Annotated in this window: 21 protein-coding genes; 11 read left to right on the forward strand and 10 right to left on the reverse strand. The window is 72.3% G+C overall.

Going from position 1 to position 20650, the window contains the following annotated elements; genetic code table 11:
* Positions 1-37: 37 nt before the first annotated feature.
* Entirely contained in the window at positions 38-460 is a 423-nt protein-coding gene (locus tag ACWDAS_RS31390; protein ID WP_450397761.1) for a YjbQ family protein, read from the reverse strand.
* Positions 461-576: 116 nt separating this feature from the next.
* Here ACWDAS_RS31390 and ACWDAS_RS31395 point away from each other — a divergent pair, with 116 nt between their 5' ends.
* The 7 genes from ACWDAS_RS31395 (at position 577) to ACWDAS_RS31425 (ending at position 6449) form a co-directional block, all read left to right on the forward strand.
* A complete protein-coding gene (locus ACWDAS_RS31395; protein WP_354795648.1) occupies positions 577-660 on the forward strand; it encodes a putative leader peptide in 84 nt (27 codons plus the stop codon).
* Positions 661-839: 179 nt separating this feature from the next.
* Positions 840-1721, forward strand: a complete 882-nt coding sequence (locus ACWDAS_RS31400) for an ABC transporter permease subunit (protein ID WP_450397762.1) — start codon at positions 840-842, stop codon at positions 1719-1721.
* Positions 1694-2476: an ABC transporter ATP-binding protein gene (locus tag ACWDAS_RS31405; RefSeq protein ID WP_450397763.1), complete on the forward strand. Its 783-nt coding sequence runs from the start codon at positions 1694-1696 to the stop codon at positions 2474-2476. Before ACWDAS_RS31400 ends, ACWDAS_RS31405 begins: the two co-directional genes overlap by 28 nt.
* 32 nt (positions 2477-2508) lie before the next feature.
* Entirely contained in the window at positions 2509-3540 is a 1032-nt protein-coding gene (locus ACWDAS_RS31410; RefSeq protein ID WP_450397765.1) for an ABC transporter substrate-binding protein, read from the forward strand.
* 11 nt (positions 3541-3551) lie between these two features.
* Positions 3552-4760, forward strand: a complete 1209-nt coding sequence (locus ACWDAS_RS31415; protein WP_450397767.1) for an LLM class flavin-dependent oxidoreductase — start codon at positions 3552-3554, stop codon at positions 4758-4760.
* A 112-nt stretch (positions 4761-4872) separates the two neighbouring features.
* The gene (locus ACWDAS_RS31420; RefSeq protein WP_450397769.1) at positions 4873-5328 is read left to right on the forward strand and encodes a hypothetical protein; all 456 of its coding nucleotides are present in this window, start codon (positions 4873-4875) and stop codon (positions 5326-5328) included.
* A gap of 20 nt (positions 5329-5348) precedes the next feature.
* Positions 5349-6449, forward strand: coding sequence for an NAD(P)-binding domain-containing protein (locus tag ACWDAS_RS31425; protein WP_450397862.1), 1101 nt, complete (start codon positions 5349-5351; stop codon positions 6447-6449).
* A gap of 28 nt (positions 6450-6477) precedes the next feature.
* On the opposite strand, the gene ACWDAS_RS31430 is transcribed toward ACWDAS_RS31425, so the two are convergent.
* The 3 genes from ACWDAS_RS31430 to ACWDAS_RS31440 form a co-directional block, all read right to left on the reverse strand.
* Positions 6478-7503 (reverse strand): LacI family DNA-binding transcriptional regulator, encoded by a 1026-nt coding sequence (locus ACWDAS_RS31430; protein WP_450397864.1) that lies wholly within the window; start codon positions 7501-7503, stop codon positions 6478-6480.
* 93 nt (positions 7504-7596) lie between these two features.
* Positions 7597-8838 carry an RNA-guided endonuclease InsQ/TnpB family protein gene (locus ACWDAS_RS31435; RefSeq protein WP_450397771.1) on the reverse strand — a complete coding sequence of 414 codons (1242 nt, stop codon included), beginning with the start codon at positions 8836-8838 and terminating at the stop codon, positions 7597-7599.
* 252 nt (positions 8839-9090) lie between these two features.
* The gene (locus ACWDAS_RS31440; protein WP_450397772.1) at positions 9091-9411 is read right to left on the reverse strand and encodes an L-rhamnose mutarotase; all 321 of its coding nucleotides are present in this window, start codon (positions 9409-9411) and stop codon (positions 9091-9093) included.
* 189 nt (positions 9412-9600) lie between these two features.
* Between ACWDAS_RS31440 and ACWDAS_RS31445 the strand changes: the two genes are divergently transcribed.
* From ACWDAS_RS31445 to ACWDAS_RS31455, 3 genes are read left to right on the forward strand one after another with little or no spacing between them, the layout of a single operon-like run.
* Positions 9601-10365: a (Fe-S)-binding protein gene (locus ACWDAS_RS31445; RefSeq protein WP_450397774.1), complete on the forward strand. Its 765-nt coding sequence runs from the start codon at positions 9601-9603 to the stop codon at positions 10363-10365.
* Complete coding sequence (locus tag ACWDAS_RS31450; protein ID WP_450397775.1) at positions 10362-11888, forward strand: lactate utilization protein B; 1527 nt, start codon at positions 10362-10364, stop codon at positions 11886-11888. The genes ACWDAS_RS31445 and ACWDAS_RS31450 overlap by 4 nt, the downstream gene beginning before the upstream one ends.
* Positions 11885-12532: a LutC/YkgG family protein gene (locus tag ACWDAS_RS31455; protein ID WP_450397776.1), complete on the forward strand. Its 648-nt coding sequence runs from the start codon at positions 11885-11887 to the stop codon at positions 12530-12532. The genes ACWDAS_RS31450 and ACWDAS_RS31455 overlap by 4 nt, the downstream gene beginning before the upstream one ends.
* A gap of 11 nt (positions 12533-12543) precedes the next feature.
* Here the strand turns inward: ACWDAS_RS31455 and ACWDAS_RS31460 are convergent, their stop codons facing one another.
* From ACWDAS_RS31460 to ACWDAS_RS31475, 4 genes are all read right to left on the reverse strand, one after another.
* Positions 12544-14199, reverse strand: a complete 1656-nt coding sequence (locus ACWDAS_RS31460) for a bifunctional 3'-5' exonuclease/DNA polymerase (protein ID WP_450397777.1) — start codon at positions 14197-14199, stop codon at positions 12544-12546.
* Between the two features lie 141 nt (positions 14200-14340).
* Entirely contained in the window at positions 14341-14709 is a 369-nt protein-coding gene (locus tag ACWDAS_RS31465; protein ID WP_450397779.1) for a DoxX family protein, read from the reverse strand.
* Positions 14710-14812: 103 nt separating this feature from the next.
* Positions 14813-15427 (reverse strand): hypothetical protein, encoded by a 615-nt coding sequence (locus ACWDAS_RS31470; protein WP_450397781.1) that lies wholly within the window; start codon positions 15425-15427, stop codon positions 14813-14815.
* Between the two features lie 9 nt (positions 15428-15436).
* Positions 15437-17167: an ABC transporter ATP-binding protein gene (locus tag ACWDAS_RS31475; protein WP_450397866.1), complete on the reverse strand. Its 1731-nt coding sequence runs from the start codon at positions 17165-17167 to the stop codon at positions 15437-15439.
* 170 nt (positions 17168-17337) lie between these two features.
* On the opposite strand from ACWDAS_RS31475, the gene ACWDAS_RS31480 reads away from it, so the two are divergent.
* Positions 17338-17805 (forward strand): MarR family winged helix-turn-helix transcriptional regulator, encoded by a 468-nt coding sequence (locus ACWDAS_RS31480; protein WP_450397783.1) that lies wholly within the window; start codon positions 17338-17340, stop codon positions 17803-17805.
* Positions 17806-17825: 20 nt separating this feature from the next.
* Here ACWDAS_RS31480 and ACWDAS_RS31485 read toward each other — a convergent pair whose 3' ends face one another.
* Together ACWDAS_RS31485 and ACWDAS_RS31490 are read right to left on the reverse strand one after the other, a co-directional pair.
* Entirely contained in the window at positions 17826-19520 is a 1695-nt protein-coding gene (locus tag ACWDAS_RS31485; protein ID WP_450397784.1) for a carbohydrate-binding module family 20 domain-containing protein, read from the reverse strand.
* Between the two features lie 232 nt (positions 19521-19752).
* A complete protein-coding gene (locus tag ACWDAS_RS31490; RefSeq protein ID WP_450397786.1) occupies positions 19753-20478 on the reverse strand; it encodes a L,D-transpeptidase family protein in 726 nt (241 codons plus the stop codon).
* Positions 20479-20650 lie beyond the last annotated feature (172 nt).

Raw genomic sequence — 20650 nt, forward strand, 5'->3', positions numbered from 1 at the left:
TGCAGCCGCCGCCGCCGCCGCGGTCTGGTCGGTCGCCTCAGCCGAGGAAGCTCAGCCGGACCTGGCGGCGGGGGTTGTCGCGGTTGGTGTCGACCAGGACGACGGACTGCCAGGTCCCGAGTTCCAGCCGGCCGCCGATCACCGGGAGCGTGGCGTGCGGCGGCACGATGGCGGGCAGCACGTGGTCGCGGCCGTGACCGGGGCTGCCGTGGCGGTGGCGCCAGCGGTCGTCGGCGGGCAGCAGGTCGTGGAGCGCGGCCAGCAGGTCGCCGTCGCTGCCCGCGCCGGTCTCGATGACCGCGACCCCGGCGGTCGCGTGCGGGACGAAGACGTTGAGCAGCCCGTCGCGGCCGCGGGCCACCGCGTCGAGGAAGTCGGCGCAGGCGGCGGTCAGGTCGTGGACCGTCTCGCGGCTGCCGGTGGTGATGTCGATGGTGCGGGTGGAGAAAGCGTCGGCCATGTGACCATGGTGGCCCACTCGCGAGCCTTCCGCGTTCCAGGGGTGGTGCCCAGCGGGCGTTCCGAGGGCCGAGACGCCGTTGACGCCATCCGGACGGCGTCGCTACGGTCACTGGCATGTCGCGTCCCGTTCTGCTCACCACGCGCGGTCACATCGACCTGCTGCGGGTGGCCTCCGCCGCCTGTCGCCGCGGCTGCTGACGCCTTCACAGCTTCTCGCGCTGTCGCGCCCGTGCTCGCGCGCTCCCAGCGCTTCTCCCGCACCGCCCTCGAACGCGTCGCCGTAGCCAGGCGCACGGCTCATTCCCGCGCCTGACGGGTTCCGTGTGCGTACGGGCGTGCGCGTCCGCTTATCGCCGCCCCAGACGTGGAGCCTTCTCATGAGCATCAGCAAAGCCCCACCTGACATATCCGTCATATCAGCTGACGTCCTTCCCGCCGTCTCTGCTGCGGACGCTCCGGAGCTGCGGCCCGTGGTCCCCGTCTCCGCCCGGCGCAGGCCGCTGCCGCGCTGGCTGCGCCGGATCTCCGGTCCACTTCTCCTGCTCGCGCTGTGGCAGCTGCTGAGCGCGACCGGCGTGCTGGGGCCGGAGGTGCTGGCCTCACCGGGCACGATCGCCGGCACGGCCGCCGATCTCGTGACGAGCGGTCAACTGCCCTCGGCCATGATGGTGTCGCTGCAGCGTGTGGCGATCGGGCTGCTCCTGGGCGGCGCGATCGGCATCGCCCTGGCCCTGTTGTCCGGGCTGTCGCGACTGGGCGAGGACCTGATCGACGCGAGCGTGCAGATGCTGCGCGCCGTGCCGTTCGTCGGACTGATACCGCTGTTCATCATCTGGCTCGGGATCGGCGAGGCCCCCAAGGTCACCCTCATCGCGCTCGGCGTCGCCTTCCACCTCTACCTCAACGTCTACGCGGGGATCCGGGGCGTCGACGAGCAGCTCATCGAGGCGGGCACCTCGCTCGGCCTGTCCGGCTGGGGCCTGATCCGGCACGTCGTCCTGCCGGGCGCGCTGCCCGGCGCGATGACGGGGCTGCGCTACTCGCTCGCCACCGCGTGGCTCGCGCTGGTCTTCGGCGAGCAGATCAACGCCAGTGACGGCATCGGTTTCCTGATGACCCAGGCCCGGGACTTCCTGCGGACCGACGTGATCGTGGTCTGCCTCGTCGTCTACGCCTTCCTCGGCCTCGCCGCCGACATCGTCGTCCGCGCTCTCGAAAGGCTGCTGCTGCAATGGCGACCGAACTTCACCGGCCAGTGAGCCCCGACGAGGCCGGCCCCGCCGCCGGTCCCGAGGCCCGCCCCGCCGCCGTACGCGTGACCGGGCTCACGCGCTCCTTCGGTGGCCGTCCCGTCATCGACGGGCTCGATCTGACGCTCCGGCCGGGCGAGTTCACCGCGCTGCTCGGCCGCAGCGGCTGCGGAAAGAGCACTCTGCTGCGCGTCCTGGCCGGGCTCGACCGGGAGATCGAGGGCACCGTCCTGGTGCCCGACAAACGCGCCGTCGCCTTCCAGGCGCCGCGGCTGATGCCGTGGAAGCGGGTGTGGCGCAACGTCCTGCTCGGGCTGCAGGTACGGCCGGAACGGGCGGTGGCGGACAGCGCGTTGGAGGAGGTCGGGTTGCGGCATCGGTTCGGCGCCTGGCCGAAGACCCTGTCGGGAGGCGAAGCCCAGCGCGCGTCACTCGCCCGGGCTCTGGTGCGCGAGCCCGATCTGCTCCTGCTGGACGAGCCCTTCGGGGCGCTGGACGCGCTGACCCGCATCAAGGCGCAGCGCCTGGTCGCGGAGGTTTGGCAGCGGCGCGGCTGCGCGGTGCTGCTCGTCACCCACGACGTCGACGAGGCACTGCTCCTGGCGGACCGGGCGCTGGTCATGCGGGACGGGGTCATCGCCCACGAGACCCCGGTCGCGCTGCCCCGCCCGCGCGACGTCGGCGACCCCGGTTTCACCGCCCTGCGCTCCCGTCTGCTGGCCGAACTCGGCGTCGACGCGCCGGCGGCCGCCGAAGCGGCCTGAACCGCCCTCACGAGAAGGACAACGGCACCGTCATGAGAACCCAGCGCATCACCTCCGCCCTGCTGCTCCCCCTCGCCCTCCTTCTCGCCGCCTGCGGGGGTGCCTCCTCGGCCGACAGCTCCGTGGGCGGGGCGGGTGACGGCACGGACGGCAAAGGCTCGGTCACCTTGAACGTCGGCGACCAGAAGGGCGGTTCCGAGGCCGTCCTGAGGGCGGCGGGCGAGCTCGACGACCTCACGTACAGGATCAAGTGGTCGACCTTCACCTCCGGTCCACCGCTCCTGGAGGCGGTCAACGCCAAGGCCGTGGACATCGGCGGCGTCGGCAACACCCCGCCGGTCTTCGCCGCCGGCTCCAAGTCGGAGATCACCGTCGTGGGGGCCTCGCACGGCTCTTCCGAGGGCGAGGCCATCGTCGTCCCCAAGGGGTCGGCACTGAAGAAGCCCGCCGAGCTGAAGGGCAAGCGGATCGCCGTCGCCCAGGGCAGTTCCGCGCACTACCAGCTGGTCGCCTCACTGCAGGCGGCCGGTCTGTCCCTCCGTGACGTCGAGGTCAGCTATCTGCAGCCCGCCGACGCACTGGCGGCCTTCAGCGGCGGCAAGGTCGACGCGTGGGCGATCTGGGACCCGTACACCTCCCAGGTGCTGCGCAACAACGGCGCGCGTGTCCTGACCACGGGCACCGGTCGGGTCAACGGGCTCTCCTTCCAGGTCGCAGCGCCGGGTGCGCTCGCCGACAAGGCGAAGTCGGCGGCCGTCGGCGACTACCTCAAGCGGCTGCGCCGCGCCCAGGACTGGGTCCACGAGCACCCCGAGGAGTGGGCCAGGGTGTGGGCCAAGGAGACCAGTCTGCCGTACGAGGTTGCCCTGGACTCCGTGAAGCGCAGCAACGGCACCCGGGTCACCGTGGCCGTCGACGACGCCGCCGTCGCCTCCGAGCAGAAGATCGCCGACACCTTCGAGCGGCTCGGGCTCGTCCCGGGGCACGTCGACTTCGCCTCCTTCGTCGACAAGCGCTTCAACGGGGACCTACCCGCCTCCACCACCGCAGCACGCACGTACTGAAAGGGCCGCGCATGTCCGTACACCCGCACTGGTTCCTGCCCACGGGCGGCGACGGCCGCACCCTGGTCGACCGCCACGCCTATACCTACGACGGCATCAAGCGCTCGCGCGTCACCCCGGTCTCCGGGGTGCGGGCACCCGACATCGACTACCTGGCGCAGATCGCGCGGGCCGCCGACCAGCTCGGCTTCGAGGCCGTGCTGACGCCCACCGGCACCTGGTGCGAGGACGCCTGGCTGACCACGGTCGCGCTGTCGCAGCACACCGAGCGGCTGAAGTTCCTGGTCGCGTTCCGGCCGGGGGTCGTCTCCCCGGTCCTGGCGGCGCAGATGGCGGCGACGTACCAGCGGATCACCCGGGGGCGGCTGCTGCTCAACGTCGTCACGGGCGGGGACTCCACCGAGCAGCGGCGCTTCGGCGACCACTTGGACCACGACGCCCGCTACGCGCGCACCGACGAGTTCCTGTCGGTGGTGCGCGGGGTGTGGGGCGGCCGGCCCTTCGACTTCGACGGGGAGCACTACCGCGTGGAGGGCGGCCTCACCGCGCTGCCGCCCGACCCGGTGCCGCAGATCTTCTTCGGCGGCTCGTCGCCGGCGGCCGGGCCGGTGGCCGCCCGGCACTCGGACGTCTACCTGACCTGGGGCGAACCGCCCGGGCAGGTCAAGGCGAAGACCGACTGGATCCGCGGGCTCGCCGAGGCCGAGGGGCGGACGGTGCGCTTCGGCATCCGGCTCCACGTGATCTCCCGCGACTCCGCCAAGGAGGCGTGGGCCACGGCGGACCGGCTCCTGGACGACCTGGACGAGGACACGATCGCCGCAGCGCAGGAGGCGCTCGGCCGCAGCGAGTCGGTGGGGCAGCAGCGGATGCTGGCCCTGCACGGCGGCTCCCGGGACGGGCTCGAGATCTCGCCGAACCTCTGGGCGGGGGTCGGCCTGGTGCGCGGCGGGGCCGGGACCGCCCTGGTCGGCAGCCACGCGCAGGTCGCCGACCGGATCGAGGAGTACCACGCCCTGGGCGTCGAGCACTTCGTGCTGTCCGGCTATCCGCACCTGGAGGAGGCCTACTGGTTCGGGGAGGGCGTCATGCCCGAACTGGCCGCGCGGGGGCTGCTGGAGCGGCCACCCGCCGCACCGCTCGCGGGCGTCCCCGCGGCCAACGGCCGGCCCGCCTCCGCGCCGGGAGGCGCGCCGCTGCTGCTCTCCGGAGGGCGCTGAACGGTGGGACGGTTGTCCTGATCGGAGCGGCCATCCCCGATTGGTCTGGACCACTTGCCGTCGATCGGGATAGGGTCGGCTCCGCCCGCCCGAGTGCCGAAGGGGGACCCACGTGTACGCACCGCACCGCGTCGCCGCACTGGTCGACGTCTGCCTGCTGCCCGTCGGCCGTACCCGCAGGCCGCCGGAATGGCTCCGGCGCGGCCTGGAACGGGCCGGCGCGGTCACCGTCGGTGTCCCCGCCGCGCTCAGCGGGCCGGCGGTCATGGAACTGCTGCGGGACGAGTCCGGCGAGGGAGCGGTCGTGATCAGCGAACCGCTCGACACCGACGAGGTCGTGGAGGGCTGGGGCGTGCCGGGCGCGGCCGTACTGGCCTGGCTGTCAGGCGTGGATCTGCTCCAGCTCGGCCCGGGCTGCGGCTCGGGCGTCCGGGAGGCCATCCGTACGGCGGCGACCCGCGCCGTCGCCGACGGCGACCTGCCGCTGTCCCGCCTGGAGGAGGCGGCGGCACGGGTGGCACGGCTGCGGCGTGAGGTGTCCGCGGGAAGCTTCCGCGAACGCGCATAGTTAGTGGAAACGTGAACCATGTGGATGTCGACGTAGCCGTCATCGGGGCCGGGCAGGCCGGACTCTCGGGTGCCTACTTCCTGCGACGGGCCGGGCTGCGCCCCGACGAGGACTTCGTCGTCCTCGACCACTCCCCCGGCCCCGGCGGCGCCTGGCAGTTCCGCTGGCCGACGCTGACGTACGGCAGGGCGCACGGCGTGCACGCGCTGCCGGGCATGGAGCTCGAGGGCGCAGACCCCGACCGGCCGTCCGCCGAGGTCGTCGGCGAGTACTTCGACCGCTACGAGCGTGCCTTCGACCTGCGTGTGCACCGCCCCGTCGACGTCTCCGCGGTCCGCGAGGGCCCCGGCGGGCGCCTCCTCGTCGAGAGCGACGCCGGAACATGGGCCGCGCGCGGGCTGGTCAACGCCACCGGCACCTGGGACCGGCCCTTTGTGCCGCGCTACCCGGGCCAGGAGACCTTCCGCGGCAGGCAACTGCACACCGCGGACTACCGGGGGCGCGAGGAGTTCGCGGGCAAGCACGTGATCGTGGTCGGCGGCGGGACCTCCGCCGTCCAGCTGCTGATGGAGCTCCACGAGCCGGGCGGCGCCGCCGCGACGACCTGGGTGACCCGGCGGCCCCCGGTCTACCGCAGCGGCCCCTTCGGCGAGGAGCACGGACGGGCCGCCGTCGCGCTGGTCGAGGAACGCGTCAAGCACGGTCTGCCGCCCCAGAGCGTCGTCAGCGTGACCGGGCTGCCCATGACCGAGGCGATGGAGCGCGCCCGGGAGCGCGGCATCCTCGTCCGCCGCCCCATGTTCGCCCGCGTCACCCCCGACGGCGTCACCTGGGCGGACGGCCGCCACGTCGCGGCCGACGTCATCCTGTGGGCCACCGGTTTCCGCGCGGCCCTGGACCACCTCGCCCCGCTGCACCTGCGTGAGCCCGGGGGCGGCATCCGCCTGCAGGGGCTCACCCAGGTCGCCTCCGACCCCCGCATCCACCTGATCGGCTACGGTCCCTCCGCCAGCACGATCGGCGCCAACCGGGCCGGCCGCAGCGCGGTCCGCGAGCTCCGCGCCTTCCTGCGCGCCCAGGACGGGGCCCAGGTGCCGCAACCGGTGGCCGCGGCCGGCTGACGGCGCCGGCCCCGGCGCGCCGGAGGGCTCAGCGGGCGGCGCGGCCGATCTTGCCGAGGGTGGAGGCGCGGACGACGAGTTCGGGCTGGAAGACGATGCGCCGGTGCTCGTGCTCCTCCGCCTCGTCCCCCGTCTCCTCGATGAGCAGGTCCGCCGCCGCGCGCCCCATCCGGTACGCCGGCTGCCGCACGGACGTCAGTGGCACCGCGGCCGCCGCCGCGAACTCGATGTCGTCGTAACCGACCAGCGCGATCTCCTCCGGCACCGCGATGCCCGCCGCGTACAGCGCCTGCAGGACGCCCAGCGCGAGCAGGTCGTTGGCGCAGAAGACGGCGGTCGGGCGGTTGGCCATCCCGAGCAGCCGGGCGCCCGCGTCACGTCCGGAGGGGACGTCGAGCCGGTCGGCCTCGATGTGCGCCAGGGACTCCGCGGGGAGACCTGCGGCCGCGAGCGCGTTCAGGGCGCCGGTGCGGCGGTCCTGGCACTGGGCGAGGTGCATGGGACCGCTGACGTAGACGATGCGCTCGTGGCCGCGCTCGATGAGGTGGTCGACCGCGAGGCGACCGCCCTCGATGTCGTCGACGGACACCGAGCAGGCCTCGGCGCTGGGCACCACGCGGTCCACGAAGACGAAGGGGATGCCGTGCCGCCGGAAGGATGCGATGTTCCGGCCGCTGGTGTCGGCGGGCGTCACCAGGACGCCGCGCACCCGCTGCTCGGCGAAGAGCCCGAGGTAGTCGGACTCCTCCGAGGGGCTCTCCGCGCTGTTGCAGAGCATCACGCCCAGTCCGGTCTCGCGGGCGGCCCGCTCGGCCCCGGAGGCGACGTCCACGAAGAAGGGGTTGGCCATGTCGAGCACGAGCAGCGCGATGATCCTGCTGCGGCCCGCCCGCAACTGCCGGGCGGACTCACTGCGCACGTAGCCGAGTTGCTCGATGACCGACAGCACGCGCGTACGCGTGTCCTCGGAGACCATGTCCGGCCGGTTGATGACGTTCGACACCGTGCCGACCGAAACACCCGCCTGCCGGGCGACATCCTTGATCCCCACCATGCGTGTCACGAGTTCCGCCCTACCTCCTGCCGCCGGCCCGCCGCAGGCCGCGGTCGCGGGTTCATGCTACGCATTCTTGACATCCTCCCCGCCCTAATGGGCGGGGATTCCTGGCTCACGTGGGCTGGGGACCGGCGGTCCAGCAGCGCTTACACGATCGGCACCAGCCGGGTTGAGACCAGCCCGGACCAGCATCACGCGGGCGGAGTTCTTGTCCCTGGGGGAGACGGCTGCGCACGCGGTGGAGGTGTAGGTACGTTCCGAAAGAGGAAGTGCGTGCTTGGTTCTCGCTCCGCACGACGCGCAGTCCATGGTGGTGTGCGCGGGATGCACCAGGCGGACGTCCCGCCCGTGCTTGCGGCCCATCTCGATCAGGGCCTGCTTCGTGGCGCCGATCGCGGCGTCCGCCGCCTTGCGCGCCATGGTGGTCCGGCTGAGGAACTTCGGCCTAAAGTCCTCGACCGCGATCGCGTCGTGGTCGGTCACGACGCGCTTGGCCCACTTGCGGGCGGTGTCCTGCCGCCGGCGGGCGATCTTCGTGGACACCTTCGCGGCGGCCCGGCGGGCCTTGCGGTAGCCGCCGGTGTCGGGCGTGTTCCCCGCGGTACGCCGGCGGGCCATCATCTTCTGGTAGCGGGCCAGCTTCGCCGCGGCACTCCTGCCGTGCTGAGCGTGGGGCAGGTCGTGGACGTCGCTGGTCGTGGTCGCGGTCTCACGCACGCCCCAGTCCACGCCGATCACTGCGCCGGTGGCGGGCAGCGGCTGCACCTCGACCGCGACGACGAACGAGGCGTACCAGTGGCCGAGGCTGTCCCGGTACACGCGTACCGACGACGGCGCGGACGGCAGGTCGCGGGACCACACCACCGTCAGCACGATGCCGCCGGCCAGGTGCAGGCGTCCGTCCTTGAGCCTGAAACCGCGGGTGGTGTAGTTCAGCGTCAAGGCGGCCTCGCGCTTGCGTTTGATGCGGGGCATCCCGGCCCGCTGCCTCATGGGCAGGCGTGCCGTGATGTCCTTCACGGCTTTGGCGCGGGACTTCGCGAAGTCCCGGATGGTCTGCTGCTGCGGCACCGAGCTGCCCTCCCGCAGCCACGCCATCGACCGCCGGGCCTCGGTCAGCATCGTGTCGAGCTGCGCGGGGCCGCACGTGATCTTCTGCTCGGCGGTCCTGTTCAGGCCGTGGACCTTGCGGGACATGGCCACGCACTCGTTCCACACCCACCGGCAGCGCGCCCACTCCGCTTCCAGGCCGGCACCCGCGGTGGACGACACCCGCAGCCGGTAGGTGTACCGGGCGTACCCGGACCCCTGCCCGCTCACTGCTGCCGTCATGCTCGGGAACCTAACAGCCCCCACTGACAACGAAAGAGAACACAGGTCAGACCGGATGCGCAGAGAACTCCGCCGCTTCGCGGCTCCGGCCCAAGCACCCATTCCTCCCCGGCCTGAAGGCCCCGGGCAACCTGGGAGAAATCAGGTGACGGCGTCGGCGCCCACTGCGTCCGGGTGGTCGAACGGGGCGGCGGAGCGGACTCGCGGCCTCCGGTGCGGGGAGCGCCGTTCACGCGGGCGGCGGCCGCGCCGTCATGCCAGGTGGAAGACCTCCGTGAGCGGTCGCATCGCCTCGTCGGGCCGGGAGCCGTCCAGGGCCTCGAAGAAGTCCGCCATCTCCGCCTGCCAGCGGGCGTTGACCTCGGTCGCCGCCATCGCCTCCTGCGCGGCCGCGAAGTCCTCGGTCTCGAGGTAGCCGACGAGCAGACCGTCGTCACGGAGGAAGAGGGAGTAGTTGTGCCAGCCCGTGGAGGAGAGCGCGTCCAGCATCTCGGGCCAGACGGCGGCGTGGCGCTCGCGGTACTCGGCGAGCCGGTCCTTTCGGACCTTCAACAGGAAACAGACGCGCTGCACGGTCGGCCCTGGCCTCTCGGGTCTGATATGAAAGGTTTCAATTATGATGGCAGGGACGTTAGGACACCTCGACATGGCTCGTCAATGGCACCCTCTGCGACGCGCAGACATCCGATCTCTGCCCCATGGTGCGGGGCGAATACGGCAGTATGAGCCCACGGGTGGCCGTGCCGACCGTGAGGAGGCCGCATGCGCGTAGCACTGTTCGTCACGTGTGTGAACGACACGCTGTACCCGGAGACAGGCAAGGCCGTCGTGACCCTGCTGGAGCGGCTGGGGGTGACCGTGGACTTCCCCGCCGCGCAGACCTGCTGCGGCCAGCCGCAGTTCAACACCGGCTACCGCCATGAGACGGAACCCCTGGTCCGGCGGTACGCCAAGGCTTTCGAGGGCTACGACTGCATCGTCACGCCGTCCGGCTCCTGCGCCGCCATGGTGCGGGACAACTACCCCCGGATCGGCGCGAAGGCCCGCACCGAGGGGCGGGGGGACGGCCTCGCCGCCGTCGCCGCTTCCGTCGTGCCGCGCACCTACGAGCTGACCGAGTTCCTCACCGATGTGCTCAAGGTGACGGATGTCGGCGCGTACTTCCCCTACCCGGTCACCTATCATCCGACCTGTCACGGCCTGCGGATGCTGGGCCTGGGCCGCCGCCCGCTGGAGCTGCTCAGCCATGTGAAGGGGCTGGAGCTGGTCGAACTGCCGGGCGCGGAGGAGTGCTGCGGCTTCGGCGGCACCTTCGCCGTCAAGAACGCGGCCGTCTCCGCCGCGATGGGCGCGGACAAGGCCCGCAACATCACCTCCACCGGCGCGCGCGCCGTGTGCACGGTGGACAACTCCTGTCTGATGCACATCGGCGGCACCCTCGCCCGGCTCGGCTCCGAGGTCCGGCCGGTCCACCTCGCCGAGATCCTCGCCTCGACCGAGGAGCGGCCCTACGGAGGCATCCGATGAGCGGCACCTACCTGGGCATGCCGGCCTTCCCCGTCGCCGCCGGCGAGGCCGTGCACAACGACACCCTGCGCGGCAACCTGCGGCACGCCACCCACACCATCCGCGACAAGCGGGCGCGCGCCGTCGCCGAGCTCGACGACTGGCAGCAGTTGCGCGCGGCGGGCAAGGCGATCAAGGACGACGTGCTGCGTCATCTGGACCACTACCTGGTGCGGTTGGAGGAGTCGGTCACCGCCGCCGGGGGCACCGTCCACTGGGCCGCCGACGCGGACGAGGCCAACCGCATCGTGGCGGATCTGGTGCGGGCCACCGGCGAGACCGAGGTCGTCAAGGTCAAGTCCATGGCGACCCAGGAGATCGGCCTCAACGAGGCGCTCGCCGAGGCCGGGATCTCCGCCTACGAGACCGACCTCGCGGAACTGATCGTGCAGCTCGGCGACGACCTGCCCAGCCACATCCTGGTGCCCGCGATCCACCGCAACCGGTCCGAGATCCGCGACATCTTCAACGACGCGATGGGCCGCTGGGGCCGCCCCGCCCCCGAGGGCCTCTCCGACTCCCCCGCCGAACTGGCGGAGGCCGCCCGGCTCCACCTGCGGGAGAAGTTCCTGCGCGCCAAGGTCGGCATCTCGGGCGCCAACTTCATGATCGCCGAGACCGGCACCCTGGTCGTCGTGGAGTCCGAGGGCAACGGCCGCATGTGCCTTACGCTCCCGGAGACCCTGATCTCGGTGGTCGGCATCGAGAAGGTGCTGCCGAGCTGGCAGGACCTGGAGGTGTTCCTGCAGCTGCTGCCGCGCTCCTCCACGGCCGAGCGCATGAACCCGTACACCAGCACCTGGACCGGCACCACCGACGAGGACGGACCCCGCGCCTTCCACCTCGTCCTCGTCGACAACGGCCGCACCGACACTCTCGCCGACGAGGTGGGCCGGCAGGCCCTGCGCTGCATCCGCTGCTCCGCCTGCCTCAACGTCTGCCCCGTCTACGAGCGGGCCGGCGGGCACGCGTACGGCTCGGCCTATCCGGGGCCGATCGGCGCCATCCTCACCCCGCAGCTCCGCGGCACGGACACCGCGCTCGACGCCTCGCTCCCCTACGCTTCGACCCTCTGCGGCGCCTGCTACGAGGTGTGCCCGGTCGCCATCGACATCCCGGAGGTCCTCGTCCACCTGCGGGAGCGCGTCGTGCAGGGCGGCGAGGTGACCCGGGCGGGCAACAAGGTGACGCTCAGGCCCGCCAAGGGCCACGCGGCGGAGCGGGCGGCCATGCGTGCGGCCCGCTGGGCGCTGGACCACCCGGCGGCGCTGCGCACCGGTCAGCGGCTGGCGGCGCGGACCCGGAGGCTGCACCCGCGGCGGCTGCCGGGGCCCGGGAAGGCATGGACCGACACCCGTGACATTCCGGCGGTGCCGGCGGAGTCCTTCCGCGACTGGTGGCAGCGCACCCGGGGGGCGGGCACGCGTAGCTGCACCGGCACCGGCACCGGCACCGGCACCGAAGGCAGGGAGGGCACCAAGTGAGCACCCGTGACCAGATCCTGGGACGGATCCGCCGCGCCCTGGAGGACGTGCCGCGAGAGGCCGCGCCGGGCGGCGGGGCGGTGGAGCGCGGCTATCTGCGCGTCCACGGGCACCGCGACGCCGCGCAGACCGCCGATCTGCTCGCCGAGAACCTCGCCGACTACCGCGCGATCGTCCACCGCGCGACCGGCAACGAACTGCCCGGCCGGCTCGCGGGCCTGCTGGCCGCGCGCGGCGCCCGCCGGGTCGTCGTCCCGCCCGGGCTGCCCGCCCAGTGGCTGTCGGCGGCGCAGGACGTCGAGCCGGTGGCCGACTCGGCCGCGCTGACGCCGTACGAACTGGACGCCGTCGACAGCGTCGTCACCGGCTGCGCGGTGGCGATCGCGGAGACCGGGACGATCGTGCTCGACGCCGGACCGGATCAGGGGCGGCGCAGGATCACACTCGTTCCGGACCATCACGTGATCGTCGTACGCGTCCCGGAGCAGGTCGTGGACTCGGTGCCGCAGGCGCTCGAACGGCTCGACCCCGTCCGGCCGTTGACGTGGATCTCGGGGCCCTCGGCCACCAGCGACATCGAGCTGGACCGGGTGGAGGGCGTGCACGGACCGCGCACCTTGGAGGTCGTGCTCGTGACGGACTGACCCCGCGCCGCTCACTTCGCGTCCGCGTAGCACTCGACCACGTGGGTCTGCAGCGGGAAGGGCACGGACGCCGTGCCGAAGAGCAGGCGCCGGGCCTCGTCCGCGGACTCGGCGACGGCGCGCTCGACGGCGGGGGCCAGCTCCTGCGGTGTGTGCACGATGACCTCGTCGTGCAGGAAGAACACCAACCGCGGGCGGCCGTCGAGCGCGGCCAGGCGGCGGCGCAGCGAGGCCAGCACGGCCAGGGCCCATTCGGCCGCCGTGGCCTGGATGACGAAGTTGCGGGTGAAGCGGCCCCAGGCCCGGGCCTGGGCGTCGGTGAGGTCCTGGCGGTCGGCGGACGGGGGCGGTGACGTACGCCCGAGATGGGACCGGACGACACCGCCGCCCTCCCCGGTGCGCGCGGCGGACTCCACCAGCCGCATGGCGTCGGGGAAACGGCGGCGCAGGACCTCCAGCAGCGGCCCGACCTCGCCGCTGGTCTGCCCGTACATGGCGCCGAGCAGGCCGAGTTTGGCCCGCCCGCGGTCGCCGCCGAAGGCGGTGCGGGCCAGGGCGGCGTAGAGATCGCCCTCGGCGGCGGCCGCCGCGAGCCCGGGGTCGCCGGACAGCGCGGCGAGGACGCGCGGCTCCAGCTGCCCCGCGTCGGCGACGACCAGCCGGTGCCCGGGGTCGGCGACCACGGCGGCACGGATCTGCCGGGGAATCTGCAGGGCTCCGCCGCCGCGGCTGGCCCAGCGTCCCGAGACGACCCCGCCCACGACGTACTCGGGGCGGAACCGCCCGGCCGGCGCCCAGTGTTCGCGCCAGGCCCAGCCGTGGGCGCTGTGGATCCGGGAGAGCTCCTTGTAGCGCAGCAGCAGCGCGGCGGCCGGGTGCTCGACCTCGCGCAGCACATGGGAGCGGGTGGAGGTGATCCTCACGCCCACGCGCTCGAAGGCGGGCAGCAGCTGGGCGGGCGAGTCGGGATTGACGGGGCGGCCCAGGGCCTCCTGGACGCCGGTGGCGAGTTCGGCCAGCACCTTGGGGCGGGCCCCGCCGGCCGGACGGGGGCCGAGCAGTCCGGTGAGGACCGCGTCGTGGGCGGCGGCGCTCCAGGGGAGGCCGTCCCAGGTCATCTCCGCGGCGGCCAGCGCCCCGGCGGACTCGGCGGCGCACAGCAGCCGCAGCCGGTCGGGACGGTCGGACAGGGTGATCCGGCGCTGCTGATCGGCGTGGACGGCGACCACGGCCTCCAGCGGGTCGGTGCCCGGCGGCAGATGGTGGCGGTCGGCGGCGAAGAGCACCGGCTGGTCGTCGGGGCCGCCCTCGGGTGCGTCGTCGGGCACGGGGAGTCCGCGCAGCCGGGCCCAGGCGGCACCCAGGGAACGCGGCAGGCCCCAGCGCTCCTCGGAGCCGAGCAGCAAGGCCTCGACGAGCTTGAGGTCGTGGCAGCGGGCCGGGCGCGCCGGGAGCCGGTCGAGCAGCGGGGGGTAGATGTCGTCGGTCGCCGCCCACACCCAGCGCGGCGCCTGCCGGGCCTCGCGCTCGGCGACGGCCGCCGCGAGGTCGGGCACCGTCTCCGGGACGCCGTCCGCGGTGCCGTCCTCGCGCAGCGCCTGCAGCCGTCCGCCGGTCCCCAGGGGATCGGCGACGACGGCGACGGACAGGCTCCTGGGCGAGGTCACCGTTCGAGATTAGAACGGGGCACCGACAACGCCCGTGGTGCCGGTCGGCCCCGGGCCCGTCGTCCGGGTCTCCGCGGGCCGAGGGGCGCCGTCCGGCGCGTGCCGGGCGGTGTGTCGCCGCGGGGTCCGGACGACGGGCTTTCAGGCGTCGCGGCTGACCTTCAGGGCCCACGCGATGAGGGGCGCCTGGAGCGGCAGCCGGGCGTAGGCGGCGTTCCGCAGGGGCGCGGGCCGGTCGCGACAGTCCCTGGCCATCTTCACATTGGCGGGGAGGACCGCGGTGAAGAAGCCCGCCGCCAGCAGGGCGCTCGTCCGGCGCGTACGGGGCAGGGCGATGCCCGCGGCGAGCGCCAGCTCCACCGCCCCGCTGACGTAGGTCCAGGTGCGGGGGTCGCCGGGCAGGGCGCGCGGGACGATCGCGTCGAAGGGGCCGGGCACCACGAAGTGGGCGGTGCCCGTCGTGGCGAGCAGCCTGGCCAGCAGCCGGGCGGAACGGTCGGACGCGGCCATCGGGTACCTCCTGGGGTGTCTGCGGCGCGGCTCACGTTAGCGCCGCCGCCCGGCACCGGGCGGCGGATCGCCCGGGCCGGGATGTGCGCTTGCTCACCCGGTGCTACCGCGCCGGAGCGGCGTCCGGTCCCGTGAAGGGCGGGAGGGCGGCGAAGTCCGGGGCGACATGGAGCGACACGGCGAGCTGCGCCAGCGCGTCCCGGACCCGGGTGAGGGGGTGCTCCGGGAAGTGCGCGTCGTAGTGCGGGGCGTCGGCCCAGTGGAAGGGCAGGCCCTGCCGCAGGTCGGACGCGTACGGGTGGGGCATGAAGTAGCGCTCGGGGCCGAGTTCGATGAGGACCTGCGCCTCCCGGGTCCCGGTGGTGCCCTGTTCCAGGGCCTGCACCTTCACCACGGCGCTGCAGCCGGCCCGCGGCAGGGTGTAGCTGCCCAGGAACGCCTGGCCGGTGGGCCGGTCCGGCAGCGGCACCTTGATCACCTGGCGCAGGGTGGGCACCGTGCCGAGGTGCAGGACGTCCGCCTCTATGAGGCCGCCGCCCGCCCCGGCCGTGTAGTGGGCCAGGGCGTGCCGCAGGCGCGGCAGGTCCTCCAGGGGTGCGGGGATGTCCGGCGGCACGTCGAACCAGTGCAGGCTGACGACGTCGCCGTGGTCATTGGTCCAGGCGTCCGCCTCGATCTGCCGGTAGCCGGGGAGTTCCGCCCCCGCGATGGATTCCATGGCCGAGGATCATGCCGTATGGACCAGTTGGGCGTCACGGCGGACCAGGGCGGCGTAGCGGCCGTCCAGCGTGAGGAGTTCGTCGTGGGTGCCGCGTTCGGCGATCCGGCCGTGGTCCAGGACGACGATCTGGTCGGCGTCGCGCACGGTGGACAGCCGGTGGGCGATGGTGATGGTCGTACGGCCCGCCGAGAGGGCGTCGATGGCCTCCTGGACGGCCTGCTCGGTGCGGGTGTCCAGCGCGCTGGTGGCCTCGTCGAGGATGAGGACCGGCGGATCGCGCAGGATCGTCCGGGCGATGGCCAGGCGCTGCTTCTCGCCTCCGGAGAAGCGGTAGCCGCGTTCCCCGACGACGGTGTCGTAGCCGTCCGGGAGGCCGGCGATGTGGTCGTGGATCTGCGCGGCGCGGGCGGCGGCGACGATCTCCTCGTCGGTGGCGTCGGGCTTGGCGAAGCGCAGGTTCTCGGCGACCGAGGCGTGGAAGAGGTACGTCTCCTGGGAGACCACGCCGACCGACTCGGCGAGCGTGTCGAAGGCGAGGTCGCGGACGTCGACGCCGTCGAGCGTGACGCGGCCCTCGGTGACGTCGTACAGCCGTGGGACGAGGTAGCTGAGCGTGCTCTTGCCCGATCCGGTGGCGCCGACGACGGCGAGGCTGCCGCCGGCCGGGACGTCCAGGTCGATGCCGTCGAGGGTGCGTCCGGGCGCGGCCGGGTCGTAGGAGAACCCGACACCCTCGAAGCGGATGTCGCCGCGGATGCGCGGCAGGCGTACGGGGTCGTCCTTCTCGGTGATGTCGACGGGCAGGTCGAGGTATTCGAAGATGCGCTGGAAGAGCGCGAGCGAGGTCTGCACCTGCACGCCGGTCGACAGCAGGCTGACCGTGGGCCGGAACAGCCCCTGCTGGAGCGACACGAAGGCGACGAGCGTGCCGATGGATACGGCGCTGCCCGCTCCCTGGACGGCGATGCCGGCCACCCAGTAGATGAGGGCGGGCATGGCGGCCATGACGACGCCGATGGTGGACATGCGCCAGCGGCCGGCCATGTTGGAGCGCACTTCGAGGTCGACCAGCCGGTCCGACTCCTCGGCGAAGGAGCGGGTGAGGGAGTCGGCGCGCCCCATGGTGCGGCCGAGGAGGATGCCGCTGACGGACAGCGACTCGGTGACGATGGCGGACATCGCGGCCATCTGCTTCTGGCGCTGCGTGGTGATCTTCTTGCGCTCGGTGCCCACACGGCGGCTGATCCAGACGAAGACCGGGAGCAGCAGCAGGGAGACGACGGTGAGGCGCCAGTCCAGGGCGAGCATGGCCACGACGGTGGCCACCACGCTGGTGAGGTTGGAGACCAGCGAGGTCGCGGTGGAGGTGACGGTGGCCTGCATGCCTCCGATGTCGTTGGCTATGCGGGACTGCACCTCCCCGGTGCGGGTCCTTGTGAAGAAGGCGAGCGACATGCGCTGCAGCCGCTCGTAGACGGCCGTGCGCAGGTCGTGCATGACGCGCTGGCCGACCGTGGTGGAGATGAGGGTCTGCAGGACGCCGAAGACGCTGTTGAGGACGGCGGTGGCGATCATGCCGAGGGCGAGCAGGCTGAGCAGCCCGGTGCGGCCCTGCGGGATCGCGGTGTCGAGGATCTCGCGCAGCAGGAAGGGCGAGGCGACCGAGACGAGCGAGGCGGCGCCGACGAGGAGCCCGACGAGGGTCAGGCGGGCGCGGTAGGGACGGAAGAGCCTCAGGACGCGGCGTACGTCGGTGGGTTTGGCGGGGTCCTTGGGCGGCGGGGTCCACCGCGGGGTTTCATCGGGGTGCAAAGGGCCTCCGAAAGGTCCGGGTACGGCAGGGCGATGAGAGTGTAGTTCATTGTTACCTATACTCACAATGAACCGCCTCCTGATACCCTCTGGCCATGGAACCCCGCACCGTCGCCGCGGACACCGACGAGGCCACCGGCCGCCTCGCCGACCAGCTGCTGTGGCTGACCCGCCGGCTGCACCGGGCCCAGCGGCGGCACCTGGAACCGGTGGGCGTCACCCCCGCCCAGGCGCGCATGCTGCGCACGGTCGCGCACACCCTCAAGAACGGGACCCCGCCCCGAATGGCGGACCTCGCCGAACGGCTGGACGTCGTACCGCGCGCGGTGACGAGCCTGACCGACGCGCTCGAGGAACGCGGCATGGTCCGCAGGGTGCCCGATCCGGCCAACCGCAGGGTGGTGCGCATCGAACTCACCGAGGAGGGCCACGGCGCCCTGCGGCGGCTGCGGCAGGCCCGGCGGGCGGCGGCCGAGGAACTGCTCGCCCCCCTGGACACGGACCAGCGCGATGCCCTGACGGCGTTGCTCGCCGTCCTGGACACCGCGCCGGGTCGTTGCTGAGGCGCTTGCACAGGCAGAGGTCAGGCGCGCCAGGTGTCGCTCAGCGTCACCTTGCCGCTCGCGGGGACGGTCGCCGCGCGGTTCGCACCGGACTCCCAGGTGACGTTCCCGTTCGCGTCCTTCTTGATGTACTTGTACTCGAAGGACGTGCCCGCGCCCATGGAGACGTCGAGCTTCCACGCCGGGTACGCCGCCGAGGACAGCAGCAGGGCGCTGCCGGTGTTCCAGTTGCCGAGCGCGGCGTTGTTGCCGACGACGTAGACGTTCTGGCCCCACACCGTGGTGGCGTTGACCGAGAAGGACGCACCGCTCGCCGGTGTCGTGCCGCCGCAGGGGGCGCCGGTGTAGAGCGCCACGGCGTCGTTCGCGCCGATGGTGGCCGTGAACCTGCCGTCCGCGCCCACGGTGTACGTGGCACCACTGTGCTGCACGTCGCAATAGGTGCCGGCGGGCAGCGAGGTGATAAAGGTCTGCGTGAGGGAACCGCTCTCGTGGTTGATCGCGACGTAGCCCTTGCTGCCGCGGCCGAAGGCGATGGCGTTGTTTCCGTTGGACCACCAATTGGTCACCGCGGTGCCGGCCACGGCGTTGCGGAAGCCCACCATGCCCGCGATCTGCGGCCAGGCGTGCTGGCATTTCCAGCCGTCGCTGTAGCAGGCGTTGACGGTGCCGCCGTTCGGCGGGCCCGCGTCGTTGTCGGAGAACTCGTAGCCGGAGTACACATTGGGCGAGCCGTAGGGCCACGCCAGCATGTAGACGTTGGCCAGGGTGTAGGTCGCGCCGGCCTTGTAGTTGAGGGTGGAGCCGTTGCGCTCGGTGTCCCAGTTGTCGACGAAGGTGCGCGAGTTGCCGCTCGCGAGGTAGCCCGCGCCCCATGAGGCGCCCCAGTTGTTCAGGTAGGCGAGCTTCTCGCTGGTGAAGATCCGCTTGAGGTCGTACGCGCCCTGGAAGGCGTCCACATCACCGGTGCCGGTGTATTCACCGGGCTGCACTGCCTCTCCGGAACCGTAGATGACTTCCTGCGCCCAGAAGACGGAGGGATTGCTGAGCTTCGCCTTGATGGCGGAGAGATCGGCCGCCGCCATGTGCTTGGCCGCGTCGACGCGGAATCCGTCGACACCGAGCGAGATGAGATTGTTCATGTACGCCGCGATGGTCGAGCGCACGTAGTCGCTGCCGGTGTTCAGGTCCGCAAGTCCGACGAGTTCGCAGTTCTGGACGTTGTCGCGGTTCGTGTAGTCGGTGATGTTCGACCGGCAGGAATGGAAGTCCTGGTCCTGGTAGTACCCGGGGTAGTTGTACTTGGTGTACGACGTGCCGCCGGTGCCGGTGCCCGATCCGGAGCTCATGTGGTTGATGACGGCGTCGGCGATGACCTTGACCCCGGCCGCGTGGCAGGTGTCGACCATGTTCCTGAATGCCGTGCTGTCACCCAGCCGGCCCGCTATGCGGTAGCTCACGGGCTGGTAGGAGGTCCACCACTGCGCGCCCTGGACGTGCTCCTGGGGCGGCGACACCTCGACGTATCCGTAACCGGCCGGGCCGAGGGTGTTCGTGCACTCCTTCGCCACGGAGGCGAATTTCCACTCGAAGAGAGTGGCGGTGACGTCCTTGTTCCCGGGTGGTGCTGCCTGGGCCGGCTGCTGCGACACGGCGACCAGACCTGCCGTGGCGAGCACGGCGGCCAGACCCGCGCGCAGAAAACGCGATCTCATGGTGCGGCTCCTTCGTGTTCGGGCACAAAGGTGCCCCGAAGACAGCCACGCGCCGGGCCATCGAGTGTGGGGGCGGAGCTCCCGCCCGTGGGAACTCCGGGTAGGAGACTGGCCCCACGGGCAGGTAGCGTCAATACATCGCGTGGAAAAACTTTCAACGTCTTGCAGAAACAGCCTGCGTTGTGCTTTCTTCAGCGCTGCCGACTTGCCGGTACGGCTTCCTGAGCGACCGTCAGGCCTTCAGATGCGCCCGGTCTCCCATCACCACGACCGGGCGCTGCGCCGGGTCGAGCGTGTGCAGCAGATACTCCATGTCCGCCTTGGACTGGCTGACGCAGGCCGACGTGCCGCTGCCGTGGTCCATGTGGAGCCAGATGCTGCCGCCCTTGGACTGGCCCTGGGGACGGGTCGGATCGAGGGGCGACGTGCCCTTCACCCGGTTGTAGTCGATGGCGATGACCAGGTCGAAGTCGTGCCAGTGCGTCCGGGCCCAGGAGCGTGGCGCGGCAAAGGCCGGGGAGCGGTGGTACGGGAGCCTGGCGCCGGGATCCGCCAGGACGCCGCCTGCGTCCGAGAGCGTGAAGACGCCCACCGGGCTCTTCCTGTCCCCCTCGTGATGGCCGGTCGTCCAGCCGCGCTTCCCGTTGTGCCCGGACCAGGAGCGCTCGCGCTTCCACAGGTCGCCCTCCCGGGTGTACAGCACGATGGTGGAGTCCGCCGACCTGGCGTCGTCCCCGTACACCGCCACCACCTGGCGGGAGTCGGCCGGGATGCGGGACCGCAGTGCGGGGCCGACGCCCGGTATCTCACGGGTCGCGGCGGCACGGGCGGGCTCCGTGGCGCGTGGCGGCTGCTGGGCGGGCCGCCCGGAGCCTTCCCGGCTCTTCCCCGCGCCTCCGACACATGCGGAGAGCAGCACCAGCGCCCCCGCGACGATCGCCGCCCCCGTCCCACGCATCGCTCGAAACCGTCCCTCTCCACACGCCGCCCGCCATCCTCGCATCCCTACGGTGAGGACGAGTCACGCCCGCAGCCCGTTCCACGCGCCCGTGGAAAAAACCGGTTGATTTCGGCACGTCGGTGACGCGACCCTGGCACGTCTCCTCCCACCCCCAGCATCGATGTCGGGA

This window comes from Streptomyces sp. NPDC001070, from assembly GCF_053598835.1.

Excerpts from the sequence above, each read along its gene's own strand:
- ACWDAS_RS31390 (WP_450397761.1), bottom strand. The coding sequence starts at position 460 with ATGGCCGACGCTTTCTCCACCCGCACCATCGACATCACCACCGGCAGC.
- ACWDAS_RS31395 (WP_354795648.1), top strand. The coding sequence starts at position 577 with ATGTCGCGTCCCGTTCTGCTCACCACGCGCGGTCACATCGACCTGCTG.
- ACWDAS_RS31400 (WP_450397762.1), top strand. The coding sequence starts at position 840 with ATGAGCATCAGCAAAGCCCCACCTGACATATCCGTCATATCAGCTGAC.
- ACWDAS_RS31405 (WP_450397763.1), top strand. The coding sequence starts at position 1,694 with ATGGCGACCGAACTTCACCGGCCAGTGAGCCCCGACGAGGCCGGCCCC.
- ACWDAS_RS31410 (WP_450397765.1), top strand. The coding sequence starts at position 2,509 with ATGAGAACCCAGCGCATCACCTCCGCCCTGCTGCTCCCCCTCGCCCTC.
- ACWDAS_RS31415 (WP_450397767.1), top strand. The coding sequence starts at position 3,552 with ATGTCCGTACACCCGCACTGGTTCCTGCCCACGGGCGGCGACGGCCGC.
- ACWDAS_RS31430 (WP_450397864.1), bottom strand. The coding sequence starts at position 7,503 with ATGGTGGGGATCAAGGATGTCGCCCGGCAGGCGGGTGTTTCGGTCGGC.
- ACWDAS_RS31435 (WP_450397771.1), bottom strand. The coding sequence starts at position 8,838 with ATGACGGCAGCAGTGAGCGGGCAGGGGTCCGGGTACGCCCGGTACACC.
- ACWDAS_RS31445 (WP_450397774.1), top strand. The coding sequence starts at position 9,601 with ATGCGCGTAGCACTGTTCGTCACGTGTGTGAACGACACGCTGTACCCG.
- ACWDAS_RS31450 (WP_450397775.1), top strand. The coding sequence starts at position 10,362 with ATGAGCGGCACCTACCTGGGCATGCCGGCCTTCCCCGTCGCCGCCGGC.
- ACWDAS_RS31465 (WP_450397779.1), bottom strand. The coding sequence starts at position 14,709 with ATGGCCGCGTCCGACCGTTCCGCCCGGCTGCTGGCCAGGCTGCTCGCC.
- ACWDAS_RS31470 (WP_450397781.1), bottom strand. The coding sequence starts at position 15,427 with ATGGAATCCATCGCGGGGGCGGAACTCCCCGGCTACCGGCAGATCGAG.
- ACWDAS_RS31480 (WP_450397783.1), top strand. The coding sequence starts at position 17,338 with ATGGAACCCCGCACCGTCGCCGCGGACACCGACGAGGCCACCGGCCGC.
- ACWDAS_RS31485 (WP_450397784.1), bottom strand. The coding sequence starts at position 19,520 with ATGAGATCGCGTTTTCTGCGCGCGGGTCTGGCCGCCGTGCTCGCCACG.
- ACWDAS_RS31490 (WP_450397786.1), bottom strand. The coding sequence starts at position 20,478 with ATGCGTGGGACGGGGGCGGCGATCGTCGCGGGGGCGCTGGTGCTGCTC.